The sequence below is a fragment of the Candidatus Acidulodesulfobacterium acidiphilum genome (genome assembly GCA_008534395.1).
GTDB lineage: Bacteria > SZUA-79 > SZUA-79 > Acidulodesulfobacterales > Acidulodesulfobacteraceae > Acidulodesulfobacterium_A > Acidulodesulfobacterium_A acidiphilum.
The window spans coordinates 29,778-53,375 of the sequence record SHMQ01000002.1; the positions used below are offsets into that span (position 1 = coordinate 29,778).

33 protein-coding genes are annotated in these 23,598 nt (G+C 32.5%); 8 read left to right on the forward strand and 25 right to left on the reverse strand.

Features of this window, described 5'->3' with window-relative positions:
* Positions 1–4: 4 nt before the first annotated feature.
* The 14 genes from EVJ48_01380 to EVJ48_01445 form a co-directional block, all read right to left on the reverse strand.
* Entirely contained in the window at positions 5–1,447 is a 1,443-nt protein-coding gene (locus EVJ48_01380) for a hypothetical protein (protein RZV40169.1), read from the reverse strand.
* Between the two features lie 263 nt (positions 1,448–1,710).
* A complete protein-coding gene (locus tag EVJ48_01385) occupies positions 1,711–2,397 on the reverse strand; it encodes a hypothetical protein (GenBank protein RZV40170.1) in 687 nt (228 codons plus the stop codon).
* A 15-nt stretch (positions 2,398–2,412) separates the two neighbouring features.
* The gene (locus tag EVJ48_01390; protein ID RZV40171.1) at positions 2,413–2,802 is read right to left on the reverse strand and encodes a RusA family crossover junction endodeoxyribonuclease; all 390 of its coding nucleotides are present in this window, start codon (positions 2,800–2,802) and stop codon (positions 2,413–2,415) included.
* Positions 2,795–3,439 (reverse strand): hypothetical protein, encoded by a 645-nt coding sequence (locus EVJ48_01395; GenBank protein ID RZV40172.1) that lies wholly within the window; start codon positions 3,437–3,439, stop codon positions 2,795–2,797. The genes EVJ48_01390 and EVJ48_01395 overlap by 8 nt, the downstream gene beginning before the upstream one ends.
* Positions 3,436–4,980 (reverse strand): hypothetical protein, encoded by a 1,545-nt coding sequence (locus EVJ48_01400; GenBank protein ID RZV40173.1) that lies wholly within the window; start codon positions 4,978–4,980, stop codon positions 3,436–3,438. Before EVJ48_01400 ends, EVJ48_01395 begins: the two co-directional genes overlap by 4 nt.
* A 97-nt stretch (positions 4,981–5,077) precedes the next feature.
* The gene (locus tag EVJ48_01405; GenBank protein RZV40174.1) at positions 5,078–5,494 is read right to left on the reverse strand and encodes a hypothetical protein; all 417 of its coding nucleotides are present in this window, start codon (positions 5,492–5,494) and stop codon (positions 5,078–5,080) included.
* A gap of 8 nt (positions 5,495–5,502) precedes the next feature.
* Positions 5,503–5,823, reverse strand: coding sequence for a hypothetical protein (locus EVJ48_01410; protein RZV40175.1), 321 nt, complete (start codon positions 5,821–5,823; stop codon positions 5,503–5,505).
* A complete protein-coding gene (locus EVJ48_01415) occupies positions 5,811–6,248 on the reverse strand; it encodes a hypothetical protein (GenBank protein ID RZV40176.1) in 438 nt (145 codons plus the stop codon). Before EVJ48_01415 ends, EVJ48_01410 begins: the two co-directional genes overlap by 13 nt.
* Before the next feature lie 4 nt (positions 6,249–6,252).
* On the reverse strand, positions 6,253–7,083 hold the full coding sequence (locus EVJ48_01420; protein ID RZV40177.1) for a DNA cytosine methyltransferase: 831 nt from the start codon (positions 7,081–7,083) through the stop codon (positions 6,253–6,255).
* Positions 7,084–7,122: 39 nt separating this feature from the next.
* A complete protein-coding gene (locus tag EVJ48_01425; GenBank protein ID RZV40178.1) occupies positions 7,123–7,938 on the reverse strand; it encodes a DNA adenine methylase in 816 nt (271 codons plus the stop codon).
* Positions 7,939–7,973: 35 nt separating this feature from the next.
* A complete protein-coding gene (locus EVJ48_01430; GenBank protein ID RZV40179.1) occupies positions 7,974–8,339 on the reverse strand; it encodes a hypothetical protein in 366 nt (121 codons plus the stop codon).
* A gap of 16 nt (positions 8,340–8,355) precedes the next feature.
* Positions 8,356–8,616, reverse strand: coding sequence for a hypothetical protein (locus EVJ48_01435; GenBank protein ID RZV40180.1), 261 nt, complete (start codon positions 8,614–8,616; stop codon positions 8,356–8,358).
* Positions 8,617–8,625: 9 nt separating this feature from the next.
* On the reverse strand, positions 8,626–9,006 hold the full coding sequence (locus tag EVJ48_01440) for a DNA-binding protein (GenBank protein RZV40181.1): 381 nt from the start codon (positions 9,004–9,006) through the stop codon (positions 8,626–8,628).
* Positions 9,007–9,149: 143 nt separating this feature from the next.
* A complete protein-coding gene (locus EVJ48_01445) occupies positions 9,150–9,389 on the reverse strand; it encodes a hypothetical protein (protein RZV40182.1) in 240 nt (79 codons plus the stop codon).
* A 250-nt stretch (positions 9,390–9,639) separates the two neighbouring features.
* Here EVJ48_01445 and EVJ48_01450 point away from each other — a divergent pair, with 250 nt between their 5' ends.
* The 5 genes from EVJ48_01450 (at position 9,640) to EVJ48_01470 (ending at position 12,742) form a co-directional block, all read left to right on the forward strand.
* Positions 9,640–10,335, forward strand: coding sequence for an XRE family transcriptional regulator (locus EVJ48_01450; GenBank protein RZV40183.1), 696 nt, complete (start codon positions 9,640–9,642; stop codon positions 10,333–10,335).
* 173 nt (positions 10,336–10,508) lie between these two features.
* Positions 10,509–11,414, forward strand: a complete 906-nt coding sequence (locus EVJ48_01455; GenBank protein ID RZV40184.1) for a hypothetical protein — start codon at positions 10,509–10,511, stop codon at positions 11,412–11,414.
* Entirely contained in the window at positions 11,380–12,099 is a 720-nt protein-coding gene (locus tag EVJ48_01460) for a hypothetical protein (protein RZV40185.1), read from the forward strand. Before EVJ48_01455 ends, EVJ48_01460 begins: the two co-directional genes overlap by 35 nt.
* A gap of 56 nt (positions 12,100–12,155) precedes the next feature.
* The gene (locus tag EVJ48_01465) at positions 12,156–12,389 is read left to right on the forward strand and encodes a hypothetical protein (protein ID RZV40186.1); all 234 of its coding nucleotides are present in this window, start codon (positions 12,156–12,158) and stop codon (positions 12,387–12,389) included.
* Positions 12,390–12,397: 8 nt separating this feature from the next.
* Positions 12,398–12,742, forward strand: coding sequence for a hypothetical protein (locus EVJ48_01470; GenBank protein RZV40187.1), 345 nt, complete (start codon positions 12,398–12,400; stop codon positions 12,740–12,742).
* 16 nt (positions 12,743–12,758) lie between these two features.
* Here EVJ48_01470 and EVJ48_01475 read toward each other — a convergent pair whose 3' ends face one another.
* From EVJ48_01475 to EVJ48_01485, 3 genes are read right to left on the reverse strand one after another with little or no spacing between them, the layout of a single operon-like run.
* Positions 12,759–12,965: a hypothetical protein gene (locus tag EVJ48_01475; GenBank protein ID RZV40188.1), complete on the reverse strand. Its 207-nt coding sequence runs from the start codon at positions 12,963–12,965 to the stop codon at positions 12,759–12,761.
* 2 nt (positions 12,966–12,967) lie between these two features.
* A complete protein-coding gene (locus EVJ48_01480; GenBank protein ID RZV40189.1) occupies positions 12,968–14,575 on the reverse strand; it encodes a hypothetical protein in 1,608 nt (535 codons plus the stop codon).
* 3 nt (positions 14,576–14,578) lie between these two features.
* Entirely contained in the window at positions 14,579–16,279 is a 1,701-nt protein-coding gene (locus EVJ48_01485) for a DEAD/DEAH box helicase (protein ID RZV40190.1), read from the reverse strand.
* A 67-nt stretch (positions 16,280–16,346) separates the two neighbouring features.
* On the opposite strand from EVJ48_01485, the gene EVJ48_01490 reads away from it, so the two are divergent.
* From EVJ48_01490 to EVJ48_01500, 3 genes are read left to right on the forward strand one after another with little or no spacing between them, the layout of a single operon-like run.
* On the forward strand, positions 16,347–16,670 hold the full coding sequence (locus EVJ48_01490; protein RZV40191.1) for a hypothetical protein: 324 nt from the start codon (positions 16,347–16,349) through the stop codon (positions 16,668–16,670).
* Position 16,671: 1 nt separating this feature from the next.
* Positions 16,672–16,914, forward strand: coding sequence for a hypothetical protein (locus EVJ48_01495; GenBank protein ID RZV40192.1), 243 nt, complete (start codon positions 16,672–16,674; stop codon positions 16,912–16,914).
* Positions 16,868–17,080: a hypothetical protein gene (locus EVJ48_01500; GenBank protein RZV40193.1), complete on the forward strand. Its 213-nt coding sequence runs from the start codon at positions 16,868–16,870 to the stop codon at positions 17,078–17,080. Before EVJ48_01495 ends, EVJ48_01500 begins: the two co-directional genes overlap by 47 nt.
* Here the strand turns inward: EVJ48_01500 and EVJ48_01505 are convergent.
* The 8 genes from EVJ48_01505 to EVJ48_01540 form a co-directional block, all read right to left on the reverse strand.
* The gene (locus EVJ48_01505) at positions 17,058–17,666 is read right to left on the reverse strand and encodes a hypothetical protein (protein ID RZV40194.1); all 609 of its coding nucleotides are present in this window, start codon (positions 17,664–17,666) and stop codon (positions 17,058–17,060) included. The two genes, EVJ48_01500 and EVJ48_01505, sit on opposite strands and share 23 nt — an antisense overlap.
* Positions 17,667–17,834: 168 nt before the next feature.
* The gene (locus EVJ48_01510; protein RZV40195.1) at positions 17,835–20,393 is read right to left on the reverse strand and encodes an N-6 DNA methylase; all 2,559 of its coding nucleotides are present in this window, start codon (positions 20,391–20,393) and stop codon (positions 17,835–17,837) included.
* Between the two features lie 322 nt (positions 20,394–20,715).
* Positions 20,716–21,264 (reverse strand): hypothetical protein, encoded by a 549-nt coding sequence (locus tag EVJ48_01515; GenBank protein RZV40196.1) that lies wholly within the window; start codon positions 21,262–21,264, stop codon positions 20,716–20,718.
* 62 nt (positions 21,265–21,326) lie between these two features.
* Entirely contained in the window at positions 21,327–21,851 is a 525-nt protein-coding gene (locus EVJ48_01520) for a hypothetical protein (GenBank protein RZV40197.1), read from the reverse strand.
* A 1-nt stretch (position 21,852) separates the two neighbouring features.
* Positions 21,853–22,176 (reverse strand): hypothetical protein, encoded by a 324-nt coding sequence (locus tag EVJ48_01525; protein ID RZV40198.1) that lies wholly within the window; start codon positions 22,174–22,176, stop codon positions 21,853–21,855.
* A gap of 11 nt (positions 22,177–22,187) precedes the next feature.
* Positions 22,188–22,727, reverse strand: a complete 540-nt coding sequence (locus EVJ48_01530; protein ID RZV40199.1) for a hypothetical protein — start codon at positions 22,725–22,727, stop codon at positions 22,188–22,190.
* 31 nt (positions 22,728–22,758) lie between these two features.
* Positions 22,759–23,055: a hypothetical protein gene (locus EVJ48_01535; protein ID RZV40200.1), complete on the reverse strand. Its 297-nt coding sequence runs from the start codon at positions 23,053–23,055 to the stop codon at positions 22,759–22,761.
* 179 nt (positions 23,056–23,234) lie between these two features.
* Positions 23,235–23,423 (reverse strand): hypothetical protein, encoded by a 189-nt coding sequence (locus tag EVJ48_01540; GenBank protein ID RZV40201.1) that lies wholly within the window; start codon positions 23,421–23,423, stop codon positions 23,235–23,237.
* Positions 23,424–23,598 lie beyond the last annotated feature (175 nt).

The following is a 23,598-nucleotide window of genomic DNA, read 5'->3' on the forward strand; positions in this document are numbered from 1 at the left end:
CCCCTTAATTGAATGGATAAATAATTTTTAGTAAATTAAGAATATCGTGCGTGTATTTAGCCTTAAAACCGATATATTTGTTTTTGGAATATAAATAATCCGTTTTGTCTTCAGAATTATCCAGTTCCTCTACCGCTTTTAGAAACATTTCGGTATCTATCGTCATAACGCCGTATTGCTTGTTTGCTATTTGAAACATTGCATTACTGACATTGACGCTTGACTTGAAAACAAGATGTGCGCCGTTGGAATCATTTTTTATAGTTATAAGAAACGGCGGCGTTTTATCTTTAATATTTTTGTAAAATTGAAGTTTTGTTTCCCTAATTTTATTTTTGATTAAGTTGTCGAATTTTTCTTTTGTCATACCTGCCGGACGCTGAGTATTTTCTTTCACCGCTTTATCTAAATTTCCGCCGCCTATATAGATTTTTTCATTGTTAGAAATAAACAAATTTGCCGTTTTATTATAATTTTCGCTGTGTTCGATTGCCTTGCAATAATCGCAGACATAATCTCCCGCTTCTACGAATCCAAAATCCGTAAAAGTCTTCGGAAATATTTTTTCTTTTTCTTTTGTATCTCTTTTAATTCCGTCACTCCCGCCGCACATTATACAAATATGTTTTTTTTCAGATGTTTCAGGAACAAACGGCTTTTTTTCGTACGTGAAAGAAAACATATCCTTTGTGTTTTTGTACATAAATTCCGTTGAACTCATAAAATCCATTGTGGTAATACTTTTAAATCCTTTATCCCAAGAAACGTCTTTTTCTTCCGTGTAATACATAGGCGGCATATAACAAGCAACCTTATTTTCTTTTAGCCAATAAGGCGGATAAAATCTATAAAACATAACTCTATGGGTATTTACCGAAAATTTAGAACATGGAAGAGGTTTAGAAACAGTAGTTGCATTTAATAAAATACCTTTGTTTTCATCGATTACTTCTACTTCAGGATCATCGTCCGCAAATCCAAAACCTATTTTTGCTTTTTTTCCAAGATATTTAACTTCTTTTAATAAATCCAATATTTTGTCTTTATGTCCCGTTACATAAAAATAAATTTTCGGCAAAACCAATATTGGAAAAATTAAATTATAGGCCTTATACTGACCTTTATCGGTAATAAATTTTTTATCGGTAAAAAACCCATGCTTTTTATATTCTTCGTGTTTCATAGACTTAAACATCCTGTATTCACTTTTGTAGATAGGGCTATCTTTGTCTGCGTACCATATAGAACCTGATATAATTCCGTTTTTTATTTCGAGAAACTTGCCTATCTCGTCCAAAAAATCTTCCGTTTTAATAAAATCCGTAATATTCTTTTCCTCTTTGTATTTTTTAAAAAAGACAGAAAGCAAAATAGAATCTATCGTCGTAAATCTATTTTGAAATATTGCAGGACTTTCAAGATTAAAAGTTATTTTTAAATTTTCCACTTCTTATTCTCCTTATTTTTATTTATATTGAACTAGCGAAAGCCGGAATATCAAAAATCTACGCCGCTTCCTTTTTCTTTCCATAAAATTCAATTCCTTTGTTAGTTAATTCGTGAATTAAGGTCTCAAAACTTATTTCAATTCCTGAATTTTTTTTATAAAAGCTTTGAATTTTCTTTAATCTCTTGACGTCTTCTTTGCTTAAATCGATTTTTTCTTTTTTTATCATTTTGCCCCCTAAAATATATAGCGAAGTTATTTTTTTATTTTTTAAAAAAACCAAAGAATCTGCAAAATTTTGACATATTGATATTTTCGAGAAATTCTTTGGCTTCGGTATTGTTATTTAAAAAAAAGTCCTTATTTTTCTTATAGTCCATAACTTTTAACTTATGATTATATTTTTCTAACATCCAGCCGCCGGAATCGTCCCTTGATGCCGTTTCGGAAACTATGTCTATATCTACGGATAGCCCTTTTTTTCTTATGGTCTTTTTAATATCGTCGAATATGCCTTTTAATTCGTTATTCATGCGATAATCGGTTACCGTTACGCCGTGGAGCGTAGTTTCGCCGGTTAAATAGAAAAAAGCCTTGCATATAGCCGTCCGGTGATTGCCGTCTCCGCCTATATAAAGTTCTCCGCCGTCGATACTCTGATAATACATAGATGGGATTTTCTTTTTGGTCTGCCTGTAATAATCGGGATTAGTTTTAAAAAAATTAAGATTAAGCGCCATTCTTTTGCCTGTTTCCAGAAATTCCAACCATGTTAAACCCGCATAATCCGGATGTTGAGTTCCTTTAACCCTAAATATGTTAACCGAAGCACTATCCTGCCAGAATGATTCCTTTACGAAACGCATATCTGGAGCAGTCCACTTGTCTATCTGGCGGTTTAGTATTTCAGGATTAACATCTTTAATTTCTTTTAATAAATCATTGACCATTTTTTTCTCCTCAAATTAGGTTCTGCTTATTTGCAAAACCGTCTTTTTCTCCCCGCAACCGAGCTTTATTTGCACGGAACAAGAATTAATATACCTTTCATCATCGTCGATGATTAAAAATCCTTTTAGAGCGTCTATAATAGGTTTAGGAAAATAATTATCGACATCTCTATGTTTTTTATCCGCAAAGCAAACCGTGACAAAAATATCTACTTTGCTTCTGCCGAACGGAAAGCATTTTTGCTTAAAGCCTTTCGATAATAGAAACCACTGGACATCGTTTTTTAGACGCTTAACAATGGAACTCCTAAAATACGGATTCGAATTTGCGTAGAACTCGTTTAGAGATGGCGCCACGAAAGGCAAATCAATGACTATTTGATTTTTTTGATTTTCGCTATACATTAATTTTTACCCCCACTATTTTATTTTTTGATTTTTTATCGACAAGCGACAGTTTCGGTTTGTACCCGTCGATTATTTTTATGATATCTTCCTGTTCTACAAACTGCTTTAGTTCGGCAACGTATATTTTTCCCTTGAAATCTTCCCATCTTTCGTTATTGATTTCTATTATTCCTGAAAAATAATTTGGAGCGTCGTAATTACCGTTAGATTCCGCAAACACCTTATAGCTTTCGATAAAATCCCTTTTTTTCCAGTGGGTTTCCGTTCTGTTACACCCACACAATTCTACGTCATAATCTATAAGCGAAATCGCCTTTCTAATAGCCTTATCCTTGAAAGTAAAGCTTTCATATATGCCGCATACGTCTATTACGTTTAAAACGTAACTCCAAGCTAATTCCGCCATAACATGAATATCAGTCTTGTTTTTAACTTTTTTCAATATATCGGCGATAGTAGGCATATATGATATTTCCTGCGTGCAGGATTTTAAAGCGTGAAGGACATTATCGATAGGATATTCTTTAAGGGAACTGATATAAATCTCAAGAACGCCTTCGGATAAATTCCTGTTAAAGAGTTCGGCGCACACCATTAATGCGTTTTTAATCCTTAATTTTTCATCATTATTCATAATAACCCCGCTTTAATCTTTTCTTCGAGCCTTTTTGAAATTTCGTTATTTTTTTCGGTTCTTATTTCATCCCAAGTTCTTTTCGAATAATTAATAGACGATTTTAAGGATTTATTATCCTGCGCCCTTGTAAGCCAGTTATTTATAAAACGCATATAATCGCTCGCCGGTCGTTTTGAAGGATTGTTTAATAACCAAGACTCCATTTTTTTAATTTCTAAATAAATATCAAGATATGGAAATTTCGATTTTAAAATATTTAGGTAGTCCTCAGTTAAACCGGTAAAGCTTGCTATTTCAGAATCAAAAGAAATATTGTATTTTGTTGCTTTTTTAGTTTTAGCATTAGCTTTGGTTTTAGTTTTTTCGTTAAAAAGCCATTTCACGGCAAATCTCATAAAATTGCCTGCATTGTTTTTTTGTATATCCAATACTGTTTCCGGATTGCTCATAAGCCATAAAGACATTTCTTTAAACTTTAATTCTAAATCAACATCCGGATATGCTGATTGTAAAATTTTTATGAGTGCTTCGGGGATTTCCATTTTATTATTTTCAGGATTGAAAGATATTATATTTTCCGGTATTACAACGCAACGGCGTTTTTCGTCGTTGCGTAAATCTTCTTCTTCTGTATTTTCTTTTTCTAAATCTATATCTTTATTCTTATTCTTATTCTTATAGGCGTTACGTAACGTTACAGAGACATTACTTGTAACGTTACAGCAATTATCCTTACTCTCACTTGCATTTGCATTGTCCCTTGGGACAAAATTTGGGACAGTTTTTGGGGTAATTTTTGTCCCGTCGTGGGACAACATAGGGACAACATAGGGACAATCTTGGGACAGATATGGGACAGTTGTGGGACAGATATGGGACAGTTGCGTCTCGCCGGTTTTATTATCAGAATCATATTCGCTATCTTCTTGCTTGTCGATATTAGAATTATTTTGGAATATTTCATTATCGTATTGATCAGGCATATTATTATTTTCTTTTAATAAATTTTCAATTTTCTTAATAATTCTCGACACTGTATTTTTTGACATATTAAATTTTTTTCCAATATCCCTAAGTGTATATCCCTTTTTATATAATTCATAAATTTCGGATTCTGCATGTTTTGAACTTAACGATAAAAGTTTTTGTTTTTCTCTATAATTTTCAACTCTTTGCCTATTAAGTTCTTTCACTCTTTCCATACCGTCAATATTTTGATATTTACTCCAGTTTTTCAAACAATAAATTTTCTGCTCATCCTTATTTAATAATTCTATTATTTCGTATTGAACAAGCACCGATAAGGCTAATCTTACTGAATTTAGCGGTCTGTCAAATATAGTGGACAACATTTCATCTGTATAGGGAATTTTATTTGAAAAAAGCAATTCGCCTGAATTATTGCTTTTTCCGGCGAGAACAAATATTTTAAATAATACAACTAAAATAGTATCTCGCTCCGGCATTCCATCTATTAATTTTATTTTTTCGTCGTCAAAAATATTAGTAGATATTTTTATCCATTTAATCATAGACATATTAATACTCCTCGATTTTATCTAAAACCAGCAAGAAGACCCCGTCTTTACAAGGCGAGGATAAATTGCAATCCCTTGCCGTATTTAATTAAAATTATTATTCAAAAACTTTTTCGGCAAATCCCGCCTTGATATATTCTTCCTGAAAGGTGAACGTTTGTTTCCTGTATCGGTTATCCCATTCCTTAAGACGTTCTACTATTTCAATTTCTTGATAATTGTCGTTTCTTTCGTCTATCAAAGCGTCTATAATTTCTTGATTGAATTGAATACCGCAACCAAACAATTTTTCTATCAATGCCGTTAAAACGTACGGCGATTTAATTTCTAACCACTTAATGCCATACCAAACAGTCGGATAATCTTCGTCTTTATCCAATTGCATAAAATAAGTTTCAAGCGGGTCATCATAGCCAATCCAGCCGTATTTTTGCCAATCCAATAAGGTATTGCCGAAAATATCTTTTTCGGCTTTAATTTCTTTTGCAAAATCTGAAAATCGATACCTGCTCATAAAAACTCCTATTTATATTTATTGATTTGTTCTAATATTTTTTCTTTAGAATATCTTTTTAGCACTGCCTTTGCGTGATTGACGGCTTCCTGCTTAGTTTGACCGCTTCCTATTAGCATCCCCGTCGTTTCCTCGGCAACCCGCCAACTGTTCCCCAAAATACAGGTTTTTCCGCCAACGGAAATAAACGGAAGTCTATATATAAAAAGTTTTACAAAATTATTGCTTCCTAAAATTAGTGATTCTCCTTTGACTTCTACGATAACTTTTTGGAAACCCGCCAAAACTATTTTTGCTTTGTATTTTTTGCTATTTTCTATAGTATCCATCTGATTTTCTCCTTTTTATAAATATTTTGCGTCTCTCTTTTTCTTTTTTCTCTCGACCACTCTTGAGGCTTAACTAAACCGTCTTTTTGAGCTCCTACCGCCCTTAAAGACGAGCCGCTTTCTTCCGCAAGCGTGTAAGTGAGAACCTTTTTATAACCCATTACTTGCGCAATTTTCTTAACTCTACCGTAAAGCATAGAATTTGCGTTTCTCGTCCCGTCCGTGCAGACCCTTAAAATTTCCAAAGTTAATCCATCGTCCGCCATACGCGCTACCGGACGTCCGCAAATTGCGACGCCGATTAGCCTTTCGTCGTCAAACAAGCCTATCGAAAATTTATGACCGGCGACGGGCTTGTTATGGCGGTGATTAGCCAAAACAAATTCGTTAGCGAGTTTTAGGCTTATAGGTTGAAAATTCATAATTTTTTTAAAACAAATTTAACTGTTCTCCTTTATTTTTTATTCTTCTTTTAACTGTTTTTTGCTTATTTTTCTTAAAATTACAGTTACTTGCACTTCTTAAAGCGCCGCCGACGCCCGCGGTTAAAGCAAGCGATTTCTTAAGTGCATCCGTAACGCCAAATCCGCCGTCTTCTAAAATTCTGCAAAACTCGTCCATTATAGGAATTCCGTCAGGGGTAACCATATTTACGATATTAGGAACGTTTTCCATAGCCAAAGCTTTAGGCTTCATCTCGGATATAAACCTTGCATATTCAAAAACCAAACTATTTCTGGGATCCAATACGTTGCGTTTTCCAAGAGTCGAAAATCCTTGACACGGTGGAGAGCCGACCATTAAATCCAACTCGCCGGGTTTAATTCCTAATTCGCTCATAATCCTATCCGACGACAATTTCCTTACGTCTCCGACGAATATATATTTAACCCCTTCAAACCACGCGGGGCATACTTTATGACGATTATTGCCGGAAACTTCCATATGAACGATGCCGTCTTCCGTTTTAGTCATCATTTTTTGAAAATACTTTTCGGCGCGTTCCCTGTCGGATTCTTCGACAAATATCATTTTAAGCGGATACGCCCCTAAATTTATAGAATATGTATGAACGGCCGCTATGTCCCATTCTGCCGCCGCTATTACGTTAATACCCGCATTGATTAAACCTAAGCTAAATCCGCCAATGCCCGAAAAGAAATCCATCGCTATCAAACGTTTTTCGGGTAAACAAGTTTTTGGAATAATTAAACCTGACGAATTTCTATAAAAATTATCTTCGTTAAAAAGTAAATTCATATTAATTTACGCCTCCGCAAAGAGCGGTATCTGCCCCTGCTAGTTTAAATCGTAATTAGCCCAGACGGTTTCCGTCCGTTCAGGACAGTTATTTTTATTCCTATACCTCAAGCTATTAGCAAGACAATTAAAATCCTGCCTGTAAAAGCCTGAAAGCCTTTTGTTATAAATATCGTTATCGTAGCCGCTTAAAAGCCATTTACCTTTAATACTTAAAAGAATATCGATAAGGTCGTTGTGGTCTTTATCCGTCATCTCGAACATATAACCGCCGCTCTTGCGGGAACTTGCCACGTAAGGCGGGTCGAGATAGAAAAACGTATCGGGGCGGTCCCAGTTAGCGATTAATTTTCTGAAATCCAAATTATCAATATAAACATCCGAAAGTCTTTTGTGTATTAAATTTAATTTATCAATGCTATTTCTAATGTATTTTGGTATATTCACGTCTATCGAAAACCGCCAACCGGCTCCTTTCTTGGCGTTAGGATGTTCGCCGTTTATCGTTGATTTAATCAGATAATAAAACCTTACCGCCCGCTCTGCTTTGTTAAGCTTATCCGTCCGCATATCACGATATTCGTAATAGCATTCGCGGGAATACGGCAATAAACTTATTTTCTCTTGAAATTTCTTAAACAGCTTTCCGTCCGCTATAACCTTAAAAAAATTATAAAGTTCGCCGTCTATATCGTTATAAACTTCGATTTCGGACGGCTCTTTATTTATCAGTATCGCGCCGGACCCGCCGAAAACTTCGACGTAAGTTTTATGTTTCGGAAATAAAGGCATTAACTTATCCGCCATAAAAAATTTGCCGCCGAAGTAGCCGAATGGAGTTAATTTTGTTTTCATAATTTATTTAAATCTCCATTCGATAACCTGTAAATTTAGATATCTGTCATCGGCTCTGATAAACATTTTCTGTTCTCATTTTTTTTTATAAATTCTTCTAACTGTTCTTTTGAGTAATTCTGTAATGTTTTATAAGCGTGTCTTATTGCACCGGACCTGCTTTTCCCGTGTCCGACCGTTAGTCCTGTCTTTTCTTCTACAACGCGCCAACCTGTAAATATATTGTTATGAACTTTAATTTGACCGGCGGAAGAAAAACTTATTTCCGGCATTCTGCAAACAAATAAACTTAAATATTCTCTTTCCGGTAATTTTACAGGTTCGCCTTCGACTTTAATTTTCGTCAATGGAATGCCAATTCCTATTACGCCTATTCCCATTACTTTAATAAAATATTCCATAATGCCCCTTTTTTTTCTAAAAATAAATGTGGTGTTCCTCAAAAACATTGTCCTTAATGTAAGTATTTTTCTTGAAACTTTCTTTAATAGGAATTTTTTTATAGACTATGAAATAAAACCCTTCGATTTTTTGCGGATAAACATTAACTACTTTATATCTTTTTCCTTTCTCAATTATGCACTCCGCCTGAAATTCCCTCATTGCGAATGCATAATCATTTTTGGAATAATGTTCTCTAAACCATCTTACGAATTCTAAAACGCCCCCCGTTTTCATAATGCCCCCTTATTTTTTATTTTTTATATATTTTTTTCCTCTTAATTCCCCCACGTTTATTTGAAACGAAAACTTTTCTTTTTTCTTTTCCTGAATGAATTTTTCAATATCTTCTCTGTCGAATTTTATAGAACCGTCAATTCTTACGCTTGGTATTTCCTGTTTGGCTACCATGTCATATAATTTAGACCGTCCGATACCCAATATGAGCATTACCTCTTTGAAAGGTATTAGTCTTTTCTTTTCTTCCTCTACTTTTTGATTTTTAAGTTCGTTAATTTCAGAAATAATAACTTTAAACATCTGGCGAAGTTCTTCGACTTCAGGATTAAAGTTTTCCTTATTTAAATTATTTAAATCTAAAGACTGCGGTTGTATATTAGTTTCCATTTTCAATAAAATCCTTTAAAATTAAAGACTTAATAATATATTTCAAAAAACTAACTTGAATTTGTGAAATCTTGTCATCTGGATTGTTTTTGGATATTTTTACTGCTTCTATATATTTAAAAAGCGTCGCATTAATTTCTGGATTAATTATTTTTTTGGCTTGCATTTTCAACCTCATCATTTTTAATATTTTCAGGGTATAGCAAATCTATTACTGTTATTTTGTTGTTAGTTATAATTTCAATTTTTTTTGCAAGCGTTCTTCGGGGATAAAATTTGTAGTTAATAATGTTATGCAAACTTTGCCTTGAAATACCTAATAACTTACAGAAATTTCCAATATTAATACGATTTTCTTTGATATATATTTTTAATGGATGCATAATTTTAATTTTGACCTCTTAGTATGAATGAACACAACTTAAAGTTTAATTTAACAACTTAATATTTAAAATAATACAACTTAATATTTAATATGTCAAGCTTAAATTTAAAAAAAAATACAATATCAATATAATTTAAACCCTATATGTAATATAGCGAAGTTGATAAACTAAATATAGGGTTTATTTACTATGCAATATTTTTATGATATATATTTAAAATCACAAAATATAAAAGGTTAATTGTTCTATGAAATCAATTAATACGGAATTGTATAAACAAATAGCAGAAAAAATTAAATCTGCTATTAAAGAAAAGAATGTAACGCAAGAACAAATCGCAAGTAAGTTAAATATATCGGCTCAACAATTTCAAGCTTATATTAATAAATTTGATAAAAATAAAATTCCACTTGATTATTTGATAGAAATAGCTAATTTTTTAAATATTAGCCCTGAATATTTTTACAAAAAAAATCAAAATATAATTCCTTCCGCTTCCTGTATTTCAGAATCTCAAGCCGACGACTTAAGTCTCGACAAATCCAAATATCAAACCATTCCCGTTTATTCTTTTGCCGGCGCCGGAAAATTTGTAAATTTAACCGAAATCGAGCCTATTGATACGCTTTTAGTCCCGAAAGAATTTATTAAGAAAAAATTAGCCGTAGTAAAAGTAATCGGTCCAAGCATGGAGCCTTATATAAAAGACGGCTCTTATGTAGGAATTGACTTAAATTACAAAGAACTCGTATCGGGATATATTTATTGCGTTAATTTAGACTATGAAGGCGCTCTTATCAAATACGTCATTAAAGACAGGAACGGCATAACTCTTAAATCGGAAAATCCTAAATTTCACGATATATTTATTAAAAAAGAAGAGATTGCCGACGGGGATCACTTTGTAATAGGACGAGTTGTCTGGGTGTGGCAGAACATATGAAAATTAATCTTTTATATTTTTATATTATTTTTTGCAAGATAATCTTTATTTTTGCATAATTATTTCCGATTATTAAATAGAGAGATTTTATATCGCTTTCCTTTGATTTTTGCTTGACAATAAAGGCTATAAAAAATACAATAAATATCAATGATTTCACGGGGGAAATAAATATGGAAGAAGTCGGTTTAATAGAACCGGTCGTATCGGTATCGTCGGTATCTGGTCCTTATTCTTTTAATATATTACCCGAATCAATTTCCGAACAGCCATGCGAAATTATTCCTTATAAGCGCAAACCTAATCTAAACGAGCTATTAAATAAAATTATTAACGAAGATGCGTTAATCGGATTAAAAAATATTCCGGACGAATCAGTCGATGTCGTTATTACCGATCCGCCTTACGGCATTGCCAAAAAAAATTCGTTTAAAGATAAAAGCCACGGGACATTCAAGGCTTTAGATTCCGAATGGGATATTTTTCCTTCGAAAAATCATTATATCAAGTTTACCGAAAACTGGATTAAAGAATGTTGTAGAATATTAAAGCCGACAGGCTCTATCGCGGTTTGGGGAAGCAGGATAAGCATTTTCGACGTTCAACCCGTTCTCTCGCAATTTTTCCCGAAATTTCTGGATATGCTTACGTGGATAAAAAGGGATTCTCCGCCGAATATGACCCGAAGAGGAATGGCTCCGTCCACGGAATTTTGCCTTATATTTACCAAAGCAGAAAAAGGCTGGACTTTTAATCACGACGATATTAAAAGGTATAACGACGGCAAACAAATGAGAAATTACGTAGATATTCAAAGGACGATGCCTGCCGAGGAAAGAACCGGACACCCTACTCAAAAGAAAATCGAAACGCAACTTCTTTTAGTAGAAATGTTAAGCAATAAAAACGAGATAGTATTAGATCCATTTACGGGAAGCGGAACGTTGCCTGTTGCCTGTCTTAAAACCGACAGAAATTTTATCGGATTTGAATTAAACAAGGAATATTATGCCGTCGCTAAAAATAGAATAAAAAAACTTATAAATGTTAACGATAAACACAAAAGAAACCGATATTGATTGTCAATCTCCTAATGAGAAAAGGAATATCGGCAGAAAATTTAGGGTTGTGGAATGTCTTTTCGATAATACGGGACAAAATAAATCCGCCCTTTACGACGCATCTTCACAACTTGCAAATAAAGTTAATCCGGGACAGGCAAATAAATCTTCGAATATACGAGATTCAAACACATTAATTAGGGATGCCGGAGGCGGCATTTTGGCGGAGTCAGGTTGTCTGACGTTTATAAATAAAACCTTTGGAAATATAGCCCATCCTACGAAATTTACTTCGTCTATCGGACAAATAGATATAGAACTTAACAAAGAACACACGATAGAGGTCAGGTCTTCTTTCCCCCGCAATGGCGTAAAATTTGCCATTTGTAACGATAAATATAATTTTAAAAATATCGGAAGGTATTCAAATCTCTATAAACCGGACGAGAAAGCAAAGGACTTCTTTGCCATGATCCTGTTTGAAACGCGAAAAGACGTTTTGTTCGAAAGCGACACGATAAAATTTTATCTTATAGGCGGTTCTACGAAAGAGATGCTTAAAGACGACAAAATAACCTATACCGGCGATTTAATAGCGGAAGGCGATTCGACCCAAACCAAGACTAAATATCGGATTATAAAATTAAAAGACGCGCTTGATATAGACGGGTTTAAAAATTATATGCATATCATAGGCTATTAGCTAATGTTTATAGAATAAACGCATTGCGGACAATAAAAATTAAAGGGGGCAAAAAAATGAAAAGTATTATTAAAACAATCAGAGAAATAGACTTAAAACTTTGCGAGAAGTATCTTTTCTACGAAAGAATAGTTAATTTGTGTGGGCTTGAACAGAAATTCGACGTTGCGTTAATTAAAAAATTTCCGTCGCTTTCAAGGCATTTTACGGACGAGATAACTATCAAAAGGTTTTCTGATTTGCAAAGAGCGGAGATTGAAAAATTAAATTTAAAAAATTTAAAAAGTTGAGGCTGCTTATGAACAAAATTATTACAGGATTATTTATTTTTATTATTTGTTTTTCTTTTGTGCATCCATCTTTTGCCATGAGTCACAAAAAAATTAATCAAAATCATAGCAATTTAATAGAATTGGGCGCAAAAGCCTACGTAATCGGATACAAAATTGAACAAAAAGTTTTAATCCAAAAAGCTGAAGGAGAAATTTCGAGTAATACTATGACAAACAGATGCAGCATAGCTGTAAAAAAAATCGGCAATCATTCTTCTATGTTGTTTTTGGAAGCAAAATGTTTGCAAGGAGCAGAAGCTCAAGCTATGATATCAATGGCGACTCAAGAAGCATTAAAATTAGCTTCTTAAATATTCGCTATCAAATTTACCCCGCCCTTACGGACGGGGTATCTTTTTTTCTGTATATTATTTTCCCCGCATTAGTATCTATTATTTCTTTTATATCTTCTTTAAAAACTCTATACACCGCCCTTGCTATTTCGAGCCTTTCCTCTTCTGACAACTCTATCCTGTCCGCAAAGCGATTTTCTTCTTTTTCTTCTTCTATTTCCCCGAACAGATTGTATTGCATAACTATTTTCCTGCTTTAGAAAATATAGAACTTATCAAAGACTTGCCCTCTTTGCTTTCCGTCTTCGTTATCCTTATCTCTTCAGTTCCCCTTAAATTTTCTACCTTAAAAACTTTTTTCCAAAACTTATCGTAAACTTCCCCGTTTTTAAAATAATAATCCGGAAGCCATCGTTCGCTTTGCGGACAAACTATAGTAAAACCCTTTTTTTCAATAAAAACGGTCGAGATTATTATATCAGCTTCGTTAATTTCCGCCGCAGCATTCCCTACGGATATATCTTTAATATTAACCCTGTCGTTTTTTGCCATTCTTTTGGCGACGTTTGCAAAATACGGGAATAAAGACTCAGTTTGATAATTTGACAAAAAAACCATATTAAATTTTTTCGATAATAATAAAGTTAAATAAATCAAAAATTCAAGCGTAGCGCCGGAAACGGTATTAATATCCTCTTTTTTCAGCGGCATAAAATCGGAAAGCATATATTGCGTTTTATCGACGAACATCTTCATTTCAAAAGCGTTAAATACCGTTAATTCCGTTTTGTCCGCCGTGCGATTTTCTTCCTCTATTTTTTCTAATAGTTCCTCTAATCTGAATTTTTCAAGATAATCGCTTACGTCTCCGTGTTCTTCTAACTCCTCGAATTTAACTACTTTAAAGCTTTTTGCGATTTTGCTTAACGCCGCCGTAAGCTTTTCCGTCCGTTTTCTTCCCGCCTCGTCGTTATCTTCGAATACCACGACGTTTTTACCTTTTAAATACATATTATAGGATTCTTCCCAGCTCTCGGCGCCGGTAGCGTTAGTCGTGAAAGCGGCGTTTTTATCCGGCCATACAGTTTTTAAATTATTGCAATCTTTTTCCCCTTCGCATATAAAAATGTTTTCCGCCAAAAGCACGTCTTTTAAGTTGTAAAGTATAAGTTTTGCGTTTCCTTTGCCGGTTAACCTTTTAGCGCCTTCGTAGTGGTAAAACAAGAACTTCTTAGATATCCTTTCTTCGCCTTTAAAACGCTCCCAGCGTTCTTTTTCGTATAATATTTTGCCGCTTTCGTCGTCGTAGATGTACGTGGCCGTTTTTTTATCTACCTCTTTATCTTTTACCTGCACAGGTTTTTTAACCGGCTGCTTAACCGGTTTGTCCGCATTGCGAACGGGGACAGGGGGCGGCGGTTCTTCGATATTATTTATTTCGGGATTATAGTCTTCCGCTTCAGGATTTTTGAACTCCGGTTCTTTTTCGTTTTCGTTTTCCATAACATTTACCTCGTTATCCGCATTAAAAGCGGTTTTATTTTCTTTGTCCGCAAAACGGACTTGTCCGTCTTTGTTTTTAAAAGCGGATTTTTCCTTAAAATTATCGGGCGGATCTATTCCGTATCCTCTGGCTATTTCTACCGCTTCCGGAAACTTAACCGACTCCATTCTTTCGATTAAGTGATAAATGTTGCCTTTTTCTCCGCAACCCCAGCAAAACCAGACTCCGTTATCCGGATTTACAGAAAAAGAAGGCGTTTTTTCCTCGTGAAACGGACATAAACCGAAATAATTGCGCCCCTGTTTCTTTAATTTTATATATCTTTCCGCAACGTCTATGTAGGACATAACTTAGTATATTCCTTCGAGTTTTTTTCTTTTGTTTTTCTCTTTAATGCTTTTTAAAATAATAGAACTCATATCCTTTTTATGCCTTAACCCCCAATACATCGAATATTCTATCGTATCTTTTGCGTGCATAAAAACTTCAAGGGACTTATGCTTTAATCCTATCCTCTGCACCCTTTTTCTCGCCTGGTCAAAAATTTCGTAATCCCAAACGGGCGAAAACCAGATAATACCTTTAGAGACAGAAAGATTTAACCCCGTTCCCACGCTGACGGGATTAGCCAAAAGGATCTGAACGGCGCCCGACTTAAAATCGGCGATAGATTTGCCTGAATTCTGTCCTCCGTAAGCGGCCGCTATTGAAAAATGCCCCTTAAGAGCTTTAATTATTTCATCTATATGGCTTTTGAAGTAAGCAAAAACAATAACCCGCTCTCTGCCGAATTCCTCTTCGATGATTTCTCTTAATGCTTCTATCTTTTTATTGTTTTTAGTCAACGAGACAGAGCGCCCTATATCGTCATAAACGTAACCGCTCGCCGCCTGCCAGAGTTTTGAAGCCTTAGCGGACGATTCTGTATTAATGTTGCTATTTTCTATTAAAGCCGAAGCTTCATTTTCGATTTTGTCGTAGTTTCTTAAATGTTCCGAGTCTAATTCAACCTCTCTCCATAGCGTTATGTTTTCCGGCAAATCTACGCAGTCTTCTAACTCAAACCTTATGGATTTAGCTACTACTTTTTCTTTAATGGCGGCTGCGCCGTCTTTGGTAATAAACCAGTCGAACTTAGTTTTATAGGCATGCTTACTTAAGAATTGCCAATAGTTTACGCCTAAAGTTTTTCCGCCGTCCATTAAATAAAACTGGCTCCAGTATTCAAGCGGGGTATTAGGCGCCGGAAGCCCGGACAAAATAAAAGTGTATTCTACGGGCAAATAACGCTTCAGTATTTCAAATCTTTTGGTCCGGACGTTTCTTGCTTTTGCCGATTCGTCCAATAATACGCAATCGAAATCAAAATTAAAAGTTTTAGTTATTCTTTTTATCTTTTTGCCGGTTTTTTCGTCTTCTTCTATAACGTAATCAAAAAGGATTTTAATCATATCCCAGTTAATTATCCAAATGCCTTCTCCCGCCTCGTTTTGATTTTTGCTTAACTTTTGAATATTTAAATGCGGGAAATAAGTATTGCAGTCCGAAATCCAAGCGTCGTTCATAACTAAAAGAGGGGTTATAATCAAAGCTTTTTTGATTAGCCCGTTCTGAAAAAGGTAATCTAAAGCCATTAAAGACGTTATAGTTTTACCCGTTCCCATGGTATTGAAAACCGCCGCCTGTTTTTGTTGAAGCATAAATTTTAAGGTTTCTATCTGATGTTTATACGGGGTAAGACCGGAAGGCGGAACATAGTTTAAAAGAGGGTTGTTTTGTCTGTTAAAATCGAAATTCCTGACGGATTTGTCTATTTCGGCGTTAGGAAAAGCTTTTCTGAATACGTAAAAACTTTCCAAATTCAAAGGTAATATCCAGTTTTTAGTCTGTGGATCGAAAGACCTGTTAGGCAAGGTTTTGACTTTTTCTACCAAAGCAGGGTCGTAATAAAAACTGATAATCAATTTTTTGCCGTCGGTATATAGTTCCATGCTATATTTTATATTAATAAATAGAATTTTTGTCAATACAAAATTTAATAAAAACGTCATTTTAAATCAAAAATATATAAATTCTGTATTGACAAAAATTAACGAAATATGATTATAATATAACGTCATGCCGATATTAAAAGAGAAAAAAGAAAGAATGGTGAGGGCTTACATCGATAAGTCCTTATATAAAAAAATAGAAGAGGTCATAAAAGAAGCCGAAAAAAACGGCATAACTTTAATGGCAAGGGATATTATACTTAAAGGATTAGAATTAAAAGAAGAAGAAATAGCAAAAGTTAAAATATCGGTCGCCTTAAAAAAAGAAAATTACGAAAAATTTTTAAAGTTAAAGGAAAAACGCAAAGAGACGCTAATTGAAGATCTCGTGCGGGCTGGAATAAACGAGACTATCGATGAATATAAAAAAACAATAAAAAACTTTGTATAGCATGCCTCCAAAAAAAGAAGACAAAAAAGAAAATAAAGATAAAAACACCGTTTATGCGTCTATAAAACTCACGAAAGACGAGTACGGCAAACTGGAAGAGATGCGGAAAGAAGCTGAAAAAAAAGGCATACGGCTTACGTTTAAAGATATTATAAACAAAGCCTTTCAGAAAGGAATTGATTTAGCGGAGAAAGAAATTGAAGAAATTAAAAAAGAGCGAAAAAAGTCCGGCAAAAAAAACTAAAAACGTATCGGTTAGGATTCCGATAGATTTATACGAAAAATATCAAGAAGCTAAAGAAAAAGCTAAAGAGTTTAATTTAAACGTTTCTTTAAGCGCTATAATAAGAAACAGCGTTCAGGAATATATAGAAAAAATTAAAAACTTTAAAAACCGCGGGAAAAAGTAAATAATAAGCAAGATACCAAAAACAAAACCGGCACGAAAGCGAAATGAAACGCTTTTACCCTGCTCTTATCGAACAAGCCGTCTAGTCTTGCGCTGAAATAAGTTATCACCTTTCCTAATATTATAGCGCAAATCGAAATAATAATTATATTGTCTATCCCGACGAACGCCCCTATAGCTCCCGCCGTCAATATATCTCCAAAAGCGTAAGAACCGAGCCTTGTTATATCGATTAGGATAAATATGCCTAAACCTATGCCTAACGCCTCAAAAGCGTCAATAAGGGGCTTATTTGCCATATAAGCGAATAACACGCCCGCAAGCATTAAAAATATGGGAATAAACCTGTGTATTCTTTCAAAAAGCATATCGGTCAAAGACATAAAAATTAATCCGGAGAAAAGAACGAGATATTTTAAATTAAAACTGACAGGGATAATTAATTTATGAGTTGAAAAAGCGGTTTTAATTGCAAAATAAATATCGGCAAAATTGCTGGAGAAAAAGGGATATAGAATTAGTATCCCTAAAAGGACGGCAAGGACGGGGAGAATAAATATGCGCTTAGATACGGCGAAATTAAACATTAAATTATCTTTTTAATTTCATTAATTTTTGTAGAGTATCAATAACTTTTTGAAACTTGCAATAATTTAATCTCCGCTTATCAACCTGCTTTTACAAGCCTGCTCCTTTAAGCGTAGGTGGTTGACTATCAAAATAGAATTTCAAGAACAAAATATTATTCTTTCTTTTTATGAAAATTCAACAAAGGTATCTATAACTTTATCTAAATCTTTTTTAAGTTCATTTTTAATCTGTTCAATTAAATTATATTTTTTTGCCAACTCTCTTTGCCTACTTAAATCAAATTCCCCTTTCTTATCAACTGGTATTTTAATACTTATTTTTTCAATATGGGTTTTTTTAAGTCTCTTATTTCCTTCTCCGACAGAATAATTAGGGAGTTCATTATCTAATAAATATTTTAGGAATTCATAATCTAATTTATCTTTAAACTGTTCTTTAATGGTTAATAATCCACAATGGGTAGTTAAACTAAATTTTCCATTTCTATAAAATACTCTACCTGCATATCCGTCAATAGTCCAAGTTAAACCTTCTTTATCGTAATCATAACTGTCTATTTTTGCTATTTCTCCATTATTTTTAGTCTGACCTGAATAAACCGGATATTTTCCTTGATGTGTTGAAAAGTATTTATGGTTATATTTTGAAATACCAAGATTTATATTAAATACATCTGTTATAGCTACTTTTTTTAATTTAGTTTCTTTTCTTTCTTCAAGTAAGTTTATTTCTTGTTTGAATTCTTTTAAATTATCTGAGGTTTCATCAAGCATAGAAGAAAAATCAAGGATATTTACTTTATTTTCTTTTTCAACAATACCTAATTTTATCTTTTCTTTTTTAGACCAAAATCTATCAATTACCCAATTATCTTCGGGTTTGAAATTTTTAATTGGTAGTGTTTTACATCTTAAAGAATTTGTTTTAAAGGCATTTTTAGCTCCTTTAAATTGATTAAATAAATCAACTGCTTCGTTCAAATCATTTTTCTCTGGATTTTCAAATCTGTAAATATCTAAACTTTCTCCAATATTACTCACTAAATATAAAAACACAGGAGTGTCTTGAATATCTGAAGAACTATTTTTTTTTGTAATTGCTAATATATAAGTTTTTTTAATGTTTGTAAAAAAAGTTTTTGTCGGCAAAGAGATAATGGCATCAATAACACATTCATCGGTAATAAATTTTCTTAAATTCTTATCGTTTATTCTATTTAAAATCCCATCAGGGATAATAACAAATGCTTTTCCATTTTTTTTTAATGCCCTTATTATCCACTCTATAAATAGTCCTTCTACACCCATAGCATTTATTTTATAATAGCTCTCTAATTTGCTTTTTACTATTTCTTCTTTTAGGTTGCTACTACCAGTAGTTACATATGGAGGATTTGTTAAAATCCAATCATATTTTTCTTTAACATCATCAGCTAATGTTCCAAGTATAGAATTAGTCTTCAAAATAAAACTTTTATTGAATAAATCTGAAAATTCTTTAGTTAAATTAGGATGTTTTTTAATTAAATCGGAAAAATAAATAAGCATATTTGCTTTTGCCAAGATAATTGTTTTTTGTTCTTCTGTGTCAAACCCCTTGTCGAAGCCATAAATTTCTATTTTTGCTTCTATTTTATTATTTATAACTTTATAAAATCTATCAATATTATTAGCAATGATTTCCAATGGAAATTTTCCAACGCCGCAAGCAGGATCGCATATTTTATCACCTTCTTTTACATCTGTCATTCTAACTATTGCCTTAACAACTTTAAGAGGTGTAAAAAATTGCCCCCAATTTTTTTTACTTATGCTCTGCTTCATAAAACTTTCAAATAATCTGCTTTTAAATTCATAATCAATATTCTCTAATTTCTTATAATCCCTAAATCTATATAGAACTTTTTTAAAAACAGTGCTATATCCTTCGACTGCTTTTTGGTCTTTACTTACAAATATTGTTCCGTTAATTATTGTCGTATGATCTATAGGATTTTCCTTAAATAATTCTTTTATTTTTGGTCTTATTATCTTCGCATATTGCTCTAAAACTTCTTCATCTGTATTTTTTTTGTACATATCAATTAAATCATAAAAACCAAACATGCCCTGTAACACACCTAAATCACTTAAATATTTAAAAATAAATAATTCAATAAAGGTATATAAACAGTTTTCAGGAGTAGCACCACTAACCATCCAAATATCTTGCCAGATTTGTTTTGCTAATTCAGTAGGATTAATAAGCTCAATTGATTTTAGAGTAGAATTGGTTTCGCTTATAGAGTTATTTATTTTATTAATTAACTCTATAATATCTTTATCTTTAGGGTTAAAAATATAATTTAAATCGTTATGATTTTCATCTTTAATAATCTCGCCATTTAAAGCATTAACCCATATAGTTTCTGTTGTATCTGTAATAATTAGAATTTTTGTTAATTTTTGTGCTACTTCTATTTCTTGTTTTAGTGCTTTTTGTTTTTGATTAATTGTTTTAAATTTAGAAGGTCTTTTGTTTTCAATTATTGCTATAACATTATCTCCTTCTGTAATAAGTCCATCAACTTTTTTCTTTTCAATTTTTTCCCCATAATCAATATTTTTGATTATGCCGTTTTCTTTAAGCGATTTTATTGTGGTCGAACCGATATTATAAAAATTCCACCCCCCAATTTTTTCAGGGTTTTTAATTAGATCTCTTTGTAATAATTCTTCGCTCATAATTTATATTGTTAAAATATATATAGTTAATGAAATTTAAAAATATTTGTTATTTATATCGTATTATATTTTTACACCTTTAAAACACACTAAAAAGAAGGCAAGAATAGGAAAAATAAAAATGCGCTTAGACACGGCGAGAATTATCTTTTTAGTTTCATTATCTTTTGTAGAGATCAATAACTTTTAAAACTTACACCAAAATCAAGATTTTCCTTTCTTTTTTTAAATCTAAATTTGCCATTGTTAGTAGTCAGAAACTTTAATAAAATCAACCGTTTTTCATAATTTATACCATAAAAAAAATATTAACTTTTTATAATTAATCGTTTAATTTACTTCTATGCTGCTCTGTCTCGCTGTTAGATTTCATTAAAGCATTTCCAATAAATTCTGATAATTTGCTTATCAACTCATTAATGGTAATGTTATTCAATTTATAACTCTCTATTACCTCTGGAGGTATATAAGACGTGTTTTTAATATCATCTTCATTAAATTCATAATTTAAGTCCTTTGCCATTTTCTTTAATAAATTATAAAAATGCTCCTTCTTTTCAGTGTTCCATTTTAAGTCTTCGTTATTAGAAATTATTTTATCCTTTTCAGGATTGCTGGCTATATAATTTCTAAATTCTTTCCAAGCATGAATTACGTCTTTATTATTATAGAATGCCACATTAATACTATTTAAAGCTATATAAAATTGTGAAGAAAAAGGGAATTCCCTATTTTGCATAAGGGTATAAAAAATATTTATTTTTATTTGTTGGTCAGAATTTTTTTTTAAATAATATTGATTTAATTTTATAGAAATTATTACAGCAATAAGAGGACCTAAAAAAATGGCAATTATAGAAATAATTTGCATATAATTGTTGTAAATTAATATTAATATGGCTTTTTATTTATCGTATCATATTTTTTAAATTTTTAAAACCTCATCATCGCTTCCAACTTTATCCCGTTCATCACATAAACGAATACCGTCCCAACGTAAACTCCGGTCTTTGCTATTATCCTGTATCCGTAATAATTAGCCGTCGCTTTGCCGTATTGCCTTGCTTCTTGAATAGTATTATTTATAACGGGTTTTATTCCTTTTGGCAAATTATCCCACCCCGCCATATTGGTATTTTTAACCTCTGCAATATTTCCGTTGCATATCTTATAATTTTCTATTGCCCAGTATGCCGGTTTCGGAAAGCCCTGCGTGCGCCTTATAATGCTTATCAGTTTGCACCCTGACATAGTTGTTGTTATAGGAATAGCGTTATAGGTATAAGCTCCGTATGCGTAAGCATAAGGACTGCCGGAATTATAAACTCTCATTGCAAGTTTATTAAAGTTAGTGTCAGACTGGTTGTAAGGAATATTGAAAATGCCGAAAGCAAAAACTTTATTTGCAGAAAATAAAATAAATGCAAATATAAATATTTTAAAAATTATTTTAATCATTTTAAAATTTTTTATAAGATTTTGATTTACCGTTTCCCCAATCTGTATCTCTGATATATAAAGTTCCGTTTTCTATTTTTATAAAATAATTAAATAATTTAGTATGCGCTTTCCCTTGTTGTTGATATTTTTTGATTAATGACACTAAAGCATTTTTAACGGAGTTATCTATACTTTTAATATCTCCGAGATAATTATCAATTCTTGTTAATAACGGATTATCATTAAAAAAATCGTTAATAACCAAGCATTGAATATTATTTATTATATATCTAAAATAATTATTTTGAACCGATTTAATCTTATTAATATTTTTATTTTTCATAACAAAATAAATTAATAATTTTTTTTAAAGAACTCCGTCAAACTATTTATCTTATTCTCCGGTTCCGTCAGGCTAAAATCTCCATAACCTCTATTGAGCCAATAAGCGTTGCACTCAGGACAGTTTAATTCTATATGGTGAATTGCCAAATTATAATCGTCTATGAAATATTTTATTCCAAGTTCGGAAATAATTCTATGCTTTTCTTTCGTGTCGGCGTGATATACGGGAATGTCTTTGCCTAATACTTTAGATACGTTTAATTTCCTTAAATGCAAAGCTTCTTTCGGGCTTGCCGTTATAAAGCATTTGATATCCTTAATATGATGTTTTAGATTTATAACCTCGTCAAAAACTTCCATATCGGAAAAGTCAATTTTTGAATTGATTAAGGATACCTGCTCCGCGGTAATCTCGTATCTATCCGCCATATTGTATATTTCGGGACGTTTGATTGAAATATTTAGACCAAGTTCGGCGGCTTTCTTCCGGAAAGTTTTCTCGTAGTCGAATATAACGCCGTCTAAGTCTAATGCGATTTTATTGAGCATTAAATTTCTCCGTTAGCTCTGTCTATCGTATTTAATTTATACTGTCATATATTACATAAGCCAATATGCCTGCAAATAGAACTGCGAAAAAACAACATCCGCCATACATAATTAATGACTGCCATGTCGATAAATGAGCTGTGTCGGTAAATTGAACTCCTAAGGAACTTGTAACCGCAATAAAAATTAAATATGCAAACCCTAAAATAAGTAAGGTTTCAATTATTGCAACGGTTAATTTATACGCTACAGACTTTTTTTCTCGTTCTATTAATCCAGCTTTTTCTTTTAAGTTTTCTATTTCAATATTGCGCTCCCACAGAGGCATTCTATCCCAGCGTTCTTTTTCTTTTTGTGCCTCAATTTCATTGAGTTATTTATTTATAGATTCAAGTTCAAGTTTAGCCTTTGCTTTTTTGAGTTTATAAGATTCAAACATTTTGAGACTCCTCCTGCTGTCCTCGAATTTTTTGTTTTTTCTAAATTCTAAGCGTGCCTTTATCGCTTCTAACTTTTAACGGAGTACCTTTCTTGTAACTGCTTATCTAAATTTGGCATTAATTTATCAAATAGTCTTTGATCTTCGATATTCGACAAAATTGCGATCTCTGCGCTGTCGGGATTTCTATTTTCTCTTTTACAACTTTTAAAAATTTCTTCCTCCAATCTCTTTCTTGTTTCTTCTTTTTGGTTCATTTTAGTCCTCCAATAATTATTATTTTTGAATTAGTAGTGCGTATATATTTCTAATATAATCATCGTCGCCGAAAATATTATAAACGACAAATAAATATAGAAATATAAATTTTTAAAATTATCCTTCATTAGAGTCTTCCTCTTGTATTTTCCATTCATTTTCGGCTATTCTATC

Excerpts from the sequence above, each read along its gene's own strand:
- EVJ48_01480 (RZV40189.1), bottom strand. The coding sequence starts at position 14,575 with ATGTCCTACATAGACGTTGCGGAAAGATATATAAAATTAAAGAAACAG.
- EVJ48_01515 (RZV40196.1), bottom strand. The coding sequence starts at position 21,264 with ATGCAAATTATTTCTATAATTGCCATTTTTTTAGGTCCTCTTATTGCT.
- EVJ48_01465 (RZV40186.1), top strand. The coding sequence starts at position 12,156 with ATGAAAAGTATTATTAAAACAATCAGAGAAATAGACTTAAAACTTTGC.
- EVJ48_01420 (RZV40177.1), bottom strand. The coding sequence starts at position 7,083 with ATGAATTTACTTTTTAACGAAGATAATTTTTATAGAAATTCGTCAGGT.
- EVJ48_01470 (RZV40187.1), top strand. The coding sequence starts at position 12,398 with ATGAACAAAATTATTACAGGATTATTTATTTTTATTATTTGTTTTTCT.
- EVJ48_01495 (RZV40192.1), top strand. The coding sequence starts at position 16,672 with ATGCCTCCAAAAAAAGAAGACAAAAAAGAAAATAAAGATAAAAACACC.
- EVJ48_01445 (RZV40182.1), bottom strand. The coding sequence starts at position 9,389 with ATGCATCCATTAAAAATATATATCAAAGAAAATCGTATTAATATTGGA.
- EVJ48_01520 (RZV40197.1), bottom strand. The coding sequence starts at position 21,851 with ATGATTAAAATAATTTTTAAAATATTTATATTTGCATTTATTTTATTT.
- EVJ48_01505 (RZV40194.1), bottom strand. The coding sequence starts at position 17,666 with ATGTTTAATTTCGCCGTATCTAAGCGCATATTTATTCTCCCCGTCCTT.
- EVJ48_01440 (RZV40181.1), bottom strand. The coding sequence starts at position 9,006 with ATGGAAACTAATATACAACCGCAGTCTTTAGATTTAAATAATTTAAAT.
- EVJ48_01405 (RZV40174.1), bottom strand. The coding sequence starts at position 5,494 with ATGAGCAGGTATCGATTTTCAGATTTTGCAAAAGAAATTAAAGCCGAA.
- EVJ48_01390 (RZV40171.1), bottom strand. The coding sequence starts at position 2,802 with ATGTATAGCGAAAATCAAAAAAATCAAATAGTCATTGATTTGCCTTTC.
- EVJ48_01400 (RZV40173.1), bottom strand. The coding sequence starts at position 4,980 with ATGTCTATGATTAAATGGATAAAAATATCTACTAATATTTTTGACGAC.
- EVJ48_01385 (RZV40170.1), bottom strand. The coding sequence starts at position 2,397 with ATGGTCAATGATTTATTAAAAGAAATTAAAGATGTTAATCCTGAAATA.
- EVJ48_01535 (RZV40200.1), bottom strand. The coding sequence starts at position 23,055 with ATGCCTCTGTGGGAGCGCAATATTGAAATAGAAAACTTAAAAGAAAAA.
- EVJ48_01425 (RZV40178.1), bottom strand. The coding sequence starts at position 7,938 with ATGAAAACAAAATTAACTCCATTCGGCTACTTCGGCGGCAAATTTTTT.
- EVJ48_01395 (RZV40172.1), bottom strand. The coding sequence starts at position 3,439 with ATGAATAATGATGAAAAATTAAGGATTAAAAACGCATTAATGGTGTGC.
- EVJ48_01430 (RZV40179.1), bottom strand. The coding sequence starts at position 8,339 with ATGGAATATTTTATTAAAGTAATGGGAATAGGCGTAATAGGAATTGGC.
- EVJ48_01435 (RZV40180.1), bottom strand. The coding sequence starts at position 8,616 with ATGAAAACGGGGGGCGTTTTAGAATTCGTAAGATGGTTTAGAGAACAT.
- EVJ48_01485 (RZV40190.1), bottom strand. The coding sequence starts at position 16,279 with ATGACGTTTTTATTAAATTTTGTATTGACAAAAATTCTATTTATTAAT.
- EVJ48_01455 (RZV40184.1), top strand. The coding sequence starts at position 10,509 with ATGGAAGAAGTCGGTTTAATAGAACCGGTCGTATCGGTATCGTCGGTA.
- EVJ48_01450 (RZV40183.1), top strand. The coding sequence starts at position 9,640 with ATGAAATCAATTAATACGGAATTGTATAAACAAATAGCAGAAAAAATT.
- EVJ48_01410 (RZV40175.1), bottom strand. The coding sequence starts at position 5,823 with ATGGATACTATAGAAAATAGCAAAAAATACAAAGCAAAAATAGTTTTG.
- EVJ48_01530 (RZV40199.1), bottom strand. The coding sequence starts at position 22,727 with ATGCTCAATAAAATCGCATTAGACTTAGACGGCGTTATATTCGACTAC.
- EVJ48_01475 (RZV40188.1), bottom strand. The coding sequence starts at position 12,965 with ATGCAATACAATCTGTTCGGGGAAATAGAAGAAGAAAAAGAAGAAAAT.
- EVJ48_01510 (RZV40195.1), bottom strand. The coding sequence starts at position 20,393 with ATGAGCGAAGAATTATTACAAAGAGATCTAATTAAAAACCCTGAAAAA.
- EVJ48_01490 (RZV40191.1), top strand. The coding sequence starts at position 16,347 with ATGCCGATATTAAAAGAGAAAAAAGAAAGAATGGTGAGGGCTTACATC.
- EVJ48_01460 (RZV40185.1), top strand. The coding sequence starts at position 11,380 with ATGTTAACGATAAACACAAAAGAAACCGATATTGATTGTCAATCTCCT.
- EVJ48_01540 (RZV40201.1), bottom strand. The coding sequence starts at position 23,423 with ATGAACCAAAAAGAAGAAACAAGAAAGAGATTGGAGGAAGAAATTTTT.
- EVJ48_01525 (RZV40198.1), bottom strand. The coding sequence starts at position 22,176 with ATGAAAAATAAAAATATTAATAAGATTAAATCGGTTCAAAATAATTAT.